Here is a 10,846-nt window from a genome sequence, read left to right on the forward strand (position 1 = left end):
GGTAATTTATTCATTAAGGTCTGGTATTTCCGCTATCTGCGCGTCTGATCGCGATACCAGCCGGCATAGGGGGTGTTGGCGACCCTGTGTCGGTTGAAATCGGGCGCGCCGTCGGTCCACCAGGGCGGCCCGCGCTCGCCCAGCGCGCGCTTGGCAGCGTCGACGCGCGTCCGCGCGGCCTTCTCGCCAGCTGCATCGTCCGCCCCGAGCGCCATGCCGACCGCGCGCCGCGCCGCCATCAGCTCGGCAACCAGCGCCGCGCGTGCCGAATCGTCGAGAGCGGGATCCGCCATCCGCCACAGGCGCTCGCGCACCACGAAATAGCGGCGATCGGGCGTCACCGGATGCTTCACGTGCCGAGCTCGACCCAGACCGGCGCATGGTCGCTGGTCTTCTCCCAGCCGCGGACGTAGGAATCGACTTCAGCGGCCCTGAGCGTCTTCGCCGCAGGGGCGTTGAGCAGGAGGTGGTCGATTCGCAACCCGGCATTGCGGGCATAGGCGTTCCGGAAATAATCCCAGAAGGTGTAGATCGTCTCGTCGGGGTGGAGCGTGCGCAGTGCGTCGGTCCAGCCTTGCCCGAGCATGCGGAAATAGGCCGCCTTCACTTCGGGCGCGAACAGCGCGTCGTCGCGCCAGCGCTCGGGTTTGTAGACGTCGCGGTCGGTGGGCATCACGTTGTAATCGCCGGCGATCACCACCGGCGCGTCCATCCCGATCAGCGTCGCGGCATGATCGATCAGCCGATCGAACCAGCGCAGCTTATAGTCGAATTTGGGCCCCGGCCGGGGATTGCCGTTGGGCAGATAGAGCCCGCCAACCAGCACCCCGCCCACCGCCGCCTCGATATAGCGGCTGTGGCTGTCGTCCGGATCGCCGGGCAACCCGCGCCGCGTCTCGACCGGATCACAGCCCTTCGCGAGGATCGCGACGCCGTTCCAGCTCTTCTGCCCATGCCAGATCGCGCCATAGCCGGCATCGCGGATCGCCGCTTCCGGAAACTTCTCGTCGGGCGCCTTCAATTCCTGCAGGCAGACCACGTCGGGCGCGGTCTCGGCGAGCCAGCGCAGCAGCACCGGCAGCCGCCCGTTGACGCCGTTCACATTGTACGTCGCGATCCGCATGCACGCCTCCTCGCGCGACAAGCCGCGCGGCGGCGAACGGTTCCCATTCCTCCGTTGACCCGCACCGCACCCACGCCTAGGGGGGCGGCAGCGTGGGTCCGTAGCTCAGTCGGTAGAGCAAGCGACTTTTAATCGAGAGGTCCCGGGTTCGAATCCCGGCGGACCCACCACTCGAGAGCCATCCAATGTTGCGAAATTCGCCTGTCCGCCGCCGATGGCCGGGGGGCGCTTCGACACGCATCCAAATCCCCCATTTGCGCCCCGCCGCGCGCCGGCTCGCTTTCAATATTGCTCGCAGAGCGCGGCATCGCCGGCAGGGGTCCGCACGGCGCTGGAATTGCGCCGGTTGGCGAAAAGGACCGCGATGAGACCCGCCAACGAGGTCGCGGCGCCCGCGATCGCAATGGCGGGATAGCCCAGCCCCGCGGCGATCACCCCGCCGCCGAGCGCGGCACCGAAAGCATTGCCGAGGTTGAACGCACCGATGTTCACCGACGCCGCGAGGTTCGGCGCATCCGCCGCTGCGCCCATCACCCGCACCTGCAGCGGCGGCACCAGCGCGAAGCTCGCCACGCCCCACAGGAAGATCGCCACCGCGGCGGGCGCCGCATACGGCATCAGCACGGCGAACGCGGCGAGGATCGCCGTGAGCGATGCCAGCGTGACCATCAGCGTGCGATCCACCGAGCGATCGGCGAAGCGCCCGCCCAACCAGTTGCCGACGCTGAGGCCGACGCCGTAGAGCACCAGCATCGCAGTGATGAAACCGAGCGATGCATGCGTCGCGTCGCGCAGGATCGGCGTGATGTAGGTGAACACGGTGAACATCGCGCTCGATGCGACCACGGTCAGCCCCAGCGCCGCCAGCACCCGGGGGCGTGCCAGCACGCGCAGCTCCGCCCGGGCATCGCCGCCGCCGGGCGCCGGCAGCGCGGGCAAGGTGAGCCGCAGCGCGGCCATCGTCGCGACGCCCAGCGCGGCGATGCCCCAGAAGGACGCGCGCCAGCCGAGATACTCGCCCGCCCAGGTGGCGAGCGGCACGCCGACGACATTGGCGATCGTCAGCCCCATGAACATCGTCGCGACCGCGCTCGCGCGCCTTGCGGGCGGCACCAGGCCCGCCGCGACCAGAGATCCGACGCCGAAGAACGCGCCATGGTTGAACGAGGTGAGCAACCGCGCCGCGAGCAGCATGCCATAGCCGTCCGAGACCGCGGCGAGCAGGTTCCCGAGCGTGAAGATGCCGGCGAGTCCGATCAGCAGCGTGCGCCGCGGCACGCGACCGGTGGTGAGTGTCATCAACGGCGCGCCGATCATCACGCCCAGCGCATAGGCGCTGATCAGCAATCCGGCGGTGGGGATCGACACGCCCAGATCATGGGCGATGACGGGCAACAGCCCCATCGGCGCGAACTCGGTGACGCCGATGCCGAACGCGCCGACGGACAGGGCGAGAAGACCGGGATTGAGCTTCATGGAACGCCCCTCAGACCCGCGCCGGATTGAGGCGGGCAAAGCCTTCCTGCTGGCGATAGGGCGTGTGCGGATAGGGCGGCAGCACATCGCTCGCCGCATCGAGCGCGGCGATCTGGGCCGGGCTGAGCGACCAGCCGACCGCGCCGAGATTATCCCTCAGCTGGCTCTCGTTGCGCGCGCCGACGATCACCGAAGCGACGGTGGGGCGGCGCAGCAGCCAGTTGATCGCGACCTGCGGAACGCTGCGTCCGGTATCCGCGGCGACCGCCTCGAGCGCGTCGACGACGCGATAGAGATGCTCGCTCTCGACCGGCGGCGCGAATTGCTCGGTTTCGTGCAGACGGCTGGCGGCGGGAATTGGGCGATCGCGGCCGATCTTGCCGGTCAGCCGCCCCCAGCCGAGCGGGCTCCACACCAGCGCGCCGATGCCCTGATCGGCCGCCAGCGGCATCAGGTCGTGCTCATAGGCCCGGCCGATCAGCGAGTAATAGACCTGGTGCGCCACCAGCCGCGGCGCGCCGAGTCTGTCCGCGGCGGCCTGAGCCTTCATCAATTGCCAACCGGGATAGTTGGAGACGCCGGCATAGCGGACCTTCCCCGCGGCGATCAGCAGGTCGAGCGTGCCGACGAGCTCCTCGACCGGAGTCGAGGCATCGAAGGCATGCAGCTGGAGCAGATCGATATGATCGGTCTGCAGGCGCCTGAGCGCCGCATCCACCGCGGTGACCAGCCGGGCGCGCGAGACGCCCCAATCCTGCGGCCCCTCGCCCATCGGCAGACCGGTCTTGGTGGAGATCAGAACCGCGTCGCGCCGTCCGCGGATCGCGTTGCCCAGAATCTCCTCGGCAGCGCCGCCCGAATAGACGTCCGCGGTGTCGAACAACGTCACGCCGGCATCGAGGCAGATGTCGATCATCCGCCGCGCGTCGGCGGCATCGCTCTGACCCCAGGCGCTGAACAACGGCCCCTGGCCGCCGAACGTGCCGGTGCCGAAGCTCAGCGCCGGCACGCGCAGGCCCGATGCTCCGAGTTGCCGATACTCCATGTTCCACCTTCCCATTGCTATTGCAGCGCATAGATGGACGCGCCGCCACGGCTGCGGTACCGCCCGGAAACGCGAAGGATTTTTGCAATGGACGCAAAGCTGGCTGCCGGGGCGGACCGCGCGCGCGAGATGGCGCTGTTCGTCGCCGTGGTCGATCGAGGCAGTTTTTCCGGAGCCGGGCGCCTGCTCGACCTGAGCCCTTCGGCGGTTGCGCGGGCGATCGACCGGATCGAGGCCCGGCTCGGGGTCCGCCTGCTGCTGCGCTCGACGCGCGCGTTGACGATCACCGCCGAGGGGCAATCCTATCTGCAGGCCGCGCGGCGGATTCTCGCCGATCTCGACGATGCCGAGCAGCAGATCGCCGATCAGGGCGCGCCGCGCGGGCGGCTGCGGGTGAGCGCCGCGCTATCGCATGGCAGGCTCTGCGTGGTGCCGCTGCTCGGGCGCTTCGCCGCGCGCCACCCACATATCCTCGTCGACATCGCCCTGACCGACACGCTGGTCGACGTCGCGGCCGGGCAGGCCGACGTGGCGGTGCGCTTCGGCCCGCTCGCCGACAGCAGCCTGACCGCGCGCAAGATCGGCGAGACGGGCCGCGTGATCGTCGCTTCTCCCGATTATCTCGCCAGAGCCGGCCTGCCGCGGGTCCCCGAAGATCTGCACCGGCACAACTGCCTGAACTTCAACTTCCGCCGTGCCGAGCCGGTCTGGCCGTTCTGTCGCGCCGGAAAGGACTTCGCGATGACGGTGCACGGCAACATCGAAGCGAACAATGGCGAGACGCTCGGCCAGCTCGCCGCGATCGGCGTCGGCATCGCGCGGGTGGGCGCGTTCAGCGTCGCGAGCGAGCTTGCCGACGGGCGGCTGGTGCCCGTGCTCGAGGACTTCAATCCGGGCGATGTCGAACAGATCCACGCCGTGTTCGTGGGCGGGGCCTCCACGCCGGCACGCGTGCGGGTCTTCGTGGACTTCCTCGCCGAGCATCTGCGCTGAGGGCCTCTGCGGCCACGGGACGGCCGCCGCCGCCTCGCGCCCGAATGGACCAGGCTGACGAATTGTCTCGCGCCCGCCCCGGACGGGCGTCTAGGGTTGCGGTCGGGCACGGCCGGTCGCGCGTCGATCGGCGCAATGGGGAAAAGGGCTGGCATGGCGGCGACCGCTCTCTCGACCTTCGCGCTGACCTATGCCGCATCGCTGGCCGAGCCCACCGGTCAAAGCGCCCTGAACGCAGCGGTTCGATGGCTCGAGGGAACGTTGCTCGGAACCGTGGCGACAACCATCGCCGTCCTTGCCGTTGCGAGCGTCGGCTACGGCGCCCTCACCGGACGGATCGATCTCCGGCGCGGCGCCACCGTGGTGATCGGATGCTTCGTCCTGTTCGGCGCCTCGAGCATCGCGGCGGGTCTGCAAGGGCTCGTGGCCGGAGACGCGCCGGCGGAAGCCGCCGACATGGGGCAGGCCGAGATTTCTCCCCTGGCCGAGCTTCCGCCGCGGCAATCCGGCTATGATCCCTATGCGGGCGCGGCAGTGCCGCAGCGATGATCGACCGCGCCGATAGCGGCGCTAGAAATTGGCGTCGAAGCCGAGCCTGATGCTGCGCGGCCGGAGCGGAGTCGTCTGATCGCGATCCCGGATGAGGAAGGGCGATCCCAGGGCAAAGCGATTGCCGCGCGCATCGAGCAAATTGCCGAGCGACAGGCTGATCCCGCGCCGCGCGTTTCCGAGCCGCACCTCCGCGCCGGTATCGAGATAGTCTCCCTGCAACCGCCCGAGGAGCGGCCCGATGCCGAGCGTCGATTTGCCGACATAGCGCGCATAGGCGTTGGCGGTGAGCTGAAGCCCGTCGGCGAGCGTCGCGACATAGCTGGCGCCTACCCGGCCGCTGGCGTCCGCGACGTTGGGCAGGCGATCGGCCTGGACGAATACCGCATCCTCGATTGGAAGCGTGATGAAGAGGCGCTCGGTGACCTTGCTGTCGTTGAGATACAGCGCGGCGTCGAGCTCGAGCCCCGCAATCGGGCGCCAACGCGAGATCATGCCGAGCGAGAGGACCCGTCCGTCACCGGCGTTGGCGGTGGTCGGGAAGCCGAAGCCGTCGATCAGATCTGCCTGGATATTGGTCCAGCGCGTCGCCGCGACGCTCACCGCGACATCGAGCGCGCTGCTTCGATATCGGGCGCCGGCCTCGGCGGTCGAGACCCGATCCCCGGCAAAGCGCTGGATGAACTCGCGGCGCACCGCGATGCCGCCGGGCCGGAACCCTTGCTGGAACCGCGCGAACAACGTGAGCGCGTCGGTTGCCCGATAGGCCGCGGCGATTGACGGGAGCAGGCGCGTCTCCTCGCGCGACGCGCGCGCGGTCGGATCCATCCGAAAGGCGAACGCCTCGGTGACGTCCTCGGCGCTGCCCGACAGCCGCGCGTGCGTCAGCCGACCGCCGAGCGTCACGGTGAATCGCCTGAACGGCTCGAGCGTGCCCTCGCCATAGAGCGTCGCTTCCTCGACCTGGTTGCTGACGCCGGTGAGCGGCGTGCCGAACGCGACCTCCATCCGGCGATTGGTCCGCGCTTCGTTGTGGAGCAGGCTGGCGGCGAGCAGCCAGCCCGTGCCGTTGGCGCCACGGCGGGCGAGCCGCACCTCGCCGGTGACCATCGAGATGCGATTGGCCTGTGAATAGGCCGCGGTGGCCGCGCTCGCGGCGGGGCGAATTCCGGGATCTTCGGGTTCGGCGAGCTCGGGGCCCTCGAAACGCTCGAAGACATATTGCCCGGCATAGCCGAGCGACGAGGTCAGCTCGAGCGATCCCCATTGCTTGCGCGCGACCAGATCGACCAGCCAGTAGTCGTTGCGGAACGGCTGGGCGATGCTGCTCGCCCGATCGAGCTCGCCGACGCCGCGTTCGGCATATTGGCTGTCGTCGCCGTCGATGCGCTGGCCGACCGCGTTGAGATCGAGTATCCAATCGTCTCCGGGATCGACGCGCAGCCCCGCGCGGCCGCCGAGCGTGCGGACGCGATTGACGTCGTCGAGCCCGCGCCGGACGTCGTCGATATAGCCGCCCTCGACCGATCCGAAGGCGAGCGCGCGCAGGCCGATCACGTCTTCCTTGATCGGAAGGTTGAGCACCGCGCCGCCATCGACTCCGGGCTGGCCGTGCTGGACCGCCTGAACCCCGCCCCAGGCGGCACCTTCGACGCTGCGCAGATCGGGCGAGCGCGGCACCACGCGCACCACCCCGCCCAGCGATCCCGCGCCGTAGAGCGTGCCCTGCGGCCCTTCGAGCACTTCGACGCTCTGGACGTCGTAGAGCCGCAAATTGGGATCGGGCGCGCTATAGGTGATGCGGCTGTTGCCCCAATATTGCCCGACGGTCGACTGGGTCGGACCGACAAAGCTCGAATCGGCGATGCCGCGGATGAACAGCTTGTTGCGGCCGGGGCCGAGATGCGTCGAGGCGACGCTGGCGATCCGGGCCTCGATCGCCTCGGTCCCGCGCAGGGCGTCGGCAGCCGAAAATTCCGATCCGGAGACGATCTGCACGCCGCCGGGATAGGATCCGAGCGGAACGTCGCGCTTGGACGCGGTGACCGTGATCTCCACCGGTTGCGTCGGCGTTTCGGCCACGGCCTGGACCGGCACCGGCGGGCGCGATCGTTTGGCGACCTTCCGCGCGGGCGCGGGCTCGATGAGATAGGTCGCGGGCGCGACCCGGCGGGCGCGAAGCCCGGTGCCGGCCAGCATCCGCTCGAGCGCCTGCGACGCGAGAAACCGACCGCGCACCGGCCGCACCACGGTCTCGGCGAGGCGAGCCTCGCGGAAGCCGATGCTCGCGCTGGCCTGCCGGCTGAGCGCGCGGATGGCCGCGTCGAGCCGGGTTTCGCTTATGTCGACCTCGGCCGCTCGCTCCTGCGCAAGCGCAGGAGACGCTATCATCAAACACGCCAGGGCGAGCGGGCTAGCGGGGCGCACCATGTGCGGGGGACATCGTCCATCCTTCCCCGTTCTTCACGAACCTGACGCCGAGGAACGGACCCGCGCGCGCCAGAACCTCCTCGGGCGACCCTTCGAGCCGGAGCGTGCCGCTGATCGGGAGCTTGCCCACGCCGTCGGCGGTGCGGACCGGCCGGCCGAGGCTGCGCGTCAGATCGCGCGCGACCTGCTCCAGCGAGGCATTGTCATACTGGAGCTCGCCCGAGGCCCAGCTGCCGATCGTCTGCGGGTTCGCGCGCCCGACGACGGGGGCAGCGCCCGACCCCGCGCGCTTCAACGTGTCGCCCGGGGCGAGGCGCACTTCGCGTGATCCGGGCTGATAGATCACCGCTCCCTCGGCGACGGCGACCTCGAGCGCCTCGCCGTCGCGCACGACGTTGAACACCGTCCCCGCATCGAGCAGTCGCGTCGTGCCCGCCATCACGACGAAGGGCTTGCTGGCGTCGTGGCGCACCGCGAAGCGCGCCTCGCCCTGATCGAGCACCACATGGCGCGGCGTATCGGGGTCGATCGTCACCCGCGTCGCACCGTTGAGCGCGATCTGCGAGCCGTCGGCGAGATCGATCGTGCGATGCTCGCCCGGCGCGGTCGCGATCTGCTGCGCGGGCGCCTCGCGGTCGAGAACCGCCCAGCCGCCGACCGCCGCGATGCCGGCCGCGATCGCGGCACCCGCTCCGAACCACCAGCGCGGGCGCGACGTGGCAACCGGCGCTTGCACGGGCGTGGGCGCCAGAGCCATCAGGCCGGCGGCCCAATCGGCGTCGGCGAGCGCGGCCTCATAGGCGGCGAGATGCGCGGGATCGCGCTCCAGCCATTCGGTGAAGCCTTCCCACTCCGCGAACGCCGGATCCTGGGCGCGGATTGCCCATAGCCGGGCCGCCTCCTCGATCTCCAGATGGTCTGCGCGCATCGTCATAACGCCCCTATGACGGAGCCCGGGCGATTATTCCGCATCGAATTTCGCCCGAAGCTGCGCCAGCGCGCGATATGCCTTTTGCAAATCCTTCTCGACCGAGCTCAGGCTGACGCCGAGCTCGCGGGCGATCTGCGCCTGGCCGACACCCTCCAGCCGGCAGCGGCGGAAGACCAGCTCGGCCCGCGGCCCGAGCGCGGCGAGCGCTTCCTGCACCTCGCGCAGCTGCTCGCGGGCGATCAGCGCGCGTTCGCCTTGCGGCGCCTCCTCGCTCGCCACGCTGACCTTGTGCCAGTCGTGATGGCGGCGATCACGGCTGACGGCCGAGCGCCGTCGGTCCCGAACGAGATTCTCGGCCGCGCGAAACAGATAGGAGAGCGGATCGGCGATCGGCTGGGTGGGAGTCGCCGCGACGCGCTGCCACAGATCGTGGAGCACGTCCTCGGCATCCTCGCCCATCCCGCGTGCGGCGAGGAAACGGAGCAATCGGCTCCGCTCGTTCATCACAACGCGCTGGAGCCCGCTGATGTCGCCGGCCCGATTCATGGCGCGCGGCAAAGCATTTCCGGCTGCATTTGCCAAGCCCGACCCGAGTGACTCAGGACGCAACGGCCGAACGACGGGCACGATCGAGAACTCATGCGATTTCAGAGCGCCCGTCCCTGTAGCGCCGCGGCACGCGCGCGCGCGAACGCGGAGACGTGCGGCGGTTCGGCGATCACGGGCGCGCGCGCGGGCGCGGGCGGCAGGACCGCGTCGCGTTCCAGCCACGGCAAGGGATCGACCGCGCTGCCGCCGACGCGCACCTCGAAATGCAGGTGGCTCCCGGTCGAGCGCCCGGTCGAACCCATCAGCGCGACCGGCTCGCCCTGCTCGACATGCGCGCCCGGGCGAACCAGGATCCGCGAGAGATGCGCGTAGCGCGTGTCGAGCGCGCCGCCATGCGCGATCTCGACCATATTGCCATAGCTTCCCGCGGTGCCGGCGTACCGGACGGTGCCGGGCGCCGCGGCGAAAACAGGCGTGCCGAGCATGCCCGGAATGTCGATGCCGTAATGCGTCGCCACGGTCCCGCGGATCGGATCGCCCCGCCGTCCGAAACGCGACGACAGGCGCGGGAGCGCCGCGCGCGGGTGTGCGGCAGCGGGCGCGGCGGCAACCAGCGGCGTCGGGGTCGGGGTCGGCTCCGCCCGCGACGGGCGAAAGGCCGCACCGGCGCCACCGGGGAGTTCGGGGCCGGGGAGTTCGGGGCCGGGGAGTTCGGGGGTGATGCCCGGCGCCGCCTGGCCGGCGTCCGGGGGGGACGCGAGCATGGCCAGGAACAGGGGTAAAATGCCGGGCATCACTGTCTCGACGGAGCCGGCGCGCCGGACCCGCAAAGCTTTTCGCAAATATATTTTGCCCGTCCGATCGTTGCGGAAAGCCGCGCCGCGCGCCGTCTCCCGCTCAGCCAGTAAATGCTTTTTCAGCCAGGGAGGCCAGGATGAACCCCACCGAGCGCCGCATGCTCGACATGCTCAAGATGGGCCGTGACCGCTACGGGGTCGTCGCGGTCAAGGCCGAGTTCGAAGCGGAGGGCACGCGCCCCGACGAATTCCTCCGCCTGCTCGAGCTCGCCCATCGCGCCGATCTGAAGGTCGCGCTCAAGATCGGCGGCTGCGAGGCGGTGTCCGATCTGCTCGCGTCGAAGCTCTACGGCGTCGATCACATCATCGCGCCGATGGTCGAGACGCCCTATGCGCTGACCAAGTTCGCCGAGGCCAAGGCCAAGACCTATGGCGACAACGTCCACGGCACCCAGTTCCTGTTCAACCTCGAGACCGAGGCGACGCTGCGCAATCTCGATGCGATGGCGCCGATCGCCAAGGCGAAGCTGGACGGTATCGTGTTCGGCCGCGTCGATTTCACGCTGTCGCGCGGGCTGCCGCGCAAGAGCATCAACGACCGCCAGATCACCGACGCGGTGCTCGAGGTCGCGCGCGCCTGCGCGGCCAATGATCTGACCCTCGTCGTCGGTGGCTCGGTCGCGGTCGAGGCGGGCCCGGCACTTCGCGAGATCCGCGGCGTGCGGCTCGACCGGTTCGAGACCCGCAAGGTGATCTTCGACGGCGCGATGGCCGAATCGTCGCTCTTCGAGGCCGGCATCGCCAACGCGGTGGCGTTCGAGCTCGCCTGGCTGGAGAACAAGCGCGACCACTATCGCGCGATCGCCGACGAGGATCTGTCGCGCATTCGCATGATCCAGGAGCGCAGCGCCGACGCCGCGACCGATCGCCTCGCGAGCGCCGCGGCCTGATCC

11 protein-coding genes and 1 tRNA gene are annotated in these 10,846 nt (G+C 69.8%); 4 read left to right on the top strand and 8 right to left on the bottom strand.

Annotation, left to right across the window (positions count from 1 at the left end; all coding sequences use genetic code 11):
* Nucleotides 1-32 precede the first annotated feature (32 nt).
* Nucleotides 33-353 carry a hypothetical protein gene (locus tag E5A74_RS19545; protein WP_135987295.1) on the bottom strand — a complete coding sequence of 107 codons (321 nt, stop codon included), beginning with the start codon at nucleotides 351-353 and terminating at the stop codon, nucleotides 33-35.
* On the bottom strand, nucleotides 350-1,123 hold the full coding sequence (gene xth / locus E5A74_RS19550; protein ID WP_135987296.1) for an exodeoxyribonuclease III: 774 nt from the start codon (nucleotides 1,121-1,123) through the stop codon (nucleotides 350-352). Before xth ends, E5A74_RS19545 begins: the two co-directional genes overlap by 4 nt.
* 94 nt (nucleotides 1,124-1,217) lie before the next feature.
* On the opposite strand from xth, the gene E5A74_RS19555 reads away from it, so the two are divergent.
* Nucleotides 1,218-1,293 (top strand) — tRNA-Lys (locus E5A74_RS19555).
* Between the two features lie 112 nt (nucleotides 1,294-1,405).
* Here the strand turns inward: E5A74_RS19555 and E5A74_RS19560 are convergent.
* The gene (locus E5A74_RS19560) at nucleotides 1,406-2,599 is read right to left on the bottom strand and encodes an MFS transporter (protein ID WP_135987297.1); all 1,194 of its coding nucleotides are present in this window, start codon (nucleotides 2,597-2,599) and stop codon (nucleotides 1,406-1,408) included.
* Nucleotides 2,600-2,609: 10 nt separating this feature from the next.
* Nucleotides 2,610-3,644: an aldo/keto reductase gene (locus E5A74_RS19565; protein WP_135987298.1), complete on the bottom strand. Its 1,035-nt coding sequence runs from the start codon at nucleotides 3,642-3,644 to the stop codon at nucleotides 2,610-2,612.
* An 87-nt stretch (nucleotides 3,645-3,731) separates the two neighbouring features.
* On the opposite strand from E5A74_RS19565, the gene E5A74_RS19570 reads away from it, so the two are divergent.
* Both E5A74_RS19570 and E5A74_RS19575 read left to right on the top strand, forming a co-directional pair.
* Entirely contained in the window at nucleotides 3,732-4,637 is a 906-nt protein-coding gene (locus E5A74_RS19570) for a LysR substrate-binding domain-containing protein (protein ID WP_135987299.1), read from the top strand.
* A gap of 153 nt (nucleotides 4,638-4,790) precedes the next feature.
* Nucleotides 4,791-5,186, top strand: a complete 396-nt coding sequence (locus tag E5A74_RS19575; protein WP_135987300.1) for a TrbC/VirB2 family protein — start codon at nucleotides 4,791-4,793, stop codon at nucleotides 5,184-5,186.
* A 21-nt stretch (nucleotides 5,187-5,207) separates the two neighbouring features.
* On the opposite strand, the gene E5A74_RS19580 is transcribed toward E5A74_RS19575, so the two are convergent.
* From E5A74_RS19580 to E5A74_RS19595, 4 genes are all read right to left on the bottom strand, one after another.
* Entirely contained in the window at nucleotides 5,208-7,577 is a 2,370-nt protein-coding gene (locus tag E5A74_RS19580) for a TonB-dependent receptor (protein ID WP_135987301.1), read from the bottom strand.
* A gap of 22 nt (nucleotides 7,578-7,599) precedes the next feature.
* On the bottom strand, nucleotides 7,600-8,544 hold the full coding sequence (locus E5A74_RS19585) for a FecR family protein (protein WP_166745643.1): 945 nt from the start codon (nucleotides 8,542-8,544) through the stop codon (nucleotides 7,600-7,602).
* 33 nt (nucleotides 8,545-8,577) lie between these two features.
* On the bottom strand, nucleotides 8,578-9,093 hold the full coding sequence (locus E5A74_RS19590) for an RNA polymerase sigma factor (protein ID WP_135987303.1): 516 nt from the start codon (nucleotides 9,091-9,093) through the stop codon (nucleotides 8,578-8,580).
* Between the two features lie 101 nt (nucleotides 9,094-9,194).
* Complete coding sequence (locus E5A74_RS19595; protein WP_135987304.1) at nucleotides 9,195-9,860, bottom strand: M23 family metallopeptidase; 666 nt, start codon at nucleotides 9,858-9,860, stop codon at nucleotides 9,195-9,197.
* 170 nt (nucleotides 9,861-10,030) lie between these two features.
* Here E5A74_RS19595 and E5A74_RS19600 point away from each other — a divergent pair, with 170 nt between their 5' ends.
* Entirely contained in the window at nucleotides 10,031-10,843 is an 813-nt protein-coding gene (locus tag E5A74_RS19600; RefSeq protein ID WP_240699894.1) for an aldolase/citrate lyase family protein, read from the top strand.
* The last annotated feature ends 3 nt before the right edge of the window (nucleotides 10,844-10,846 follow it).

It is taken from the genome of Sphingomonas naasensis (assembly GCF_004792695.1).
In the GTDB taxonomy this organism is placed as follows: Bacteria; Pseudomonadota; Alphaproteobacteria; order Sphingomonadales; family Sphingomonadaceae; genus Sphingomonas; species Sphingomonas naasensis.

Coding starts and splice junctions, on each gene's coding strand:
- xth (WP_135987296.1), bottom strand. CDS start 1,123: ATGCGGATCGCGACGTACAATGTGAACGGCGTCAACGGGCGGCTGCCG.
- E5A74_RS19560 (WP_135987297.1), bottom strand. CDS start 2,599: ATGAAGCTCAATCCCGGTCTTCTCGCCCTGTCCGTCGGCGCGTTCGGC.
- E5A74_RS19565 (WP_135987298.1), bottom strand. CDS start 3,644: ATGGAGTATCGGCAACTCGGAGCATCGGGCCTGCGCGTGCCGGCGCTG.
- E5A74_RS19570 (WP_135987299.1), top strand. CDS start 3,732: ATGGACGCAAAGCTGGCTGCCGGGGCGGACCGCGCGCGCGAGATGGCG.
- E5A74_RS19575 (WP_135987300.1), top strand. CDS start 4,791: ATGGCGGCGACCGCTCTCTCGACCTTCGCGCTGACCTATGCCGCATCG.
- E5A74_RS19580 (WP_135987301.1), bottom strand. CDS start 7,577: ATGATAGCGTCTCCTGCGCTTGCGCAGGAGCGAGCGGCCGAGGTCGAC.
- E5A74_RS19585 (WP_166745643.1), bottom strand. CDS start 8,544: ATGCGCGCAGACCATCTGGAGATCGAGGAGGCGGCCCGGCTATGGGCA.
- E5A74_RS19590 (WP_135987303.1), bottom strand. CDS start 9,093: ATGAATCGGGCCGGCGACATCAGCGGGCTCCAGCGCGTTGTGATGAAC.
- E5A74_RS19595 (WP_135987304.1), bottom strand. CDS start 9,860: ATGCTCGCGTCCCCCCCGGACGCCGGCCAGGCGGCGCCGGGCATCACC.
- E5A74_RS19600 (WP_240699894.1), top strand. CDS start 10,031: ATGAACCCCACCGAGCGCCGCATGCTCGACATGCTCAAGATGGGCCGT.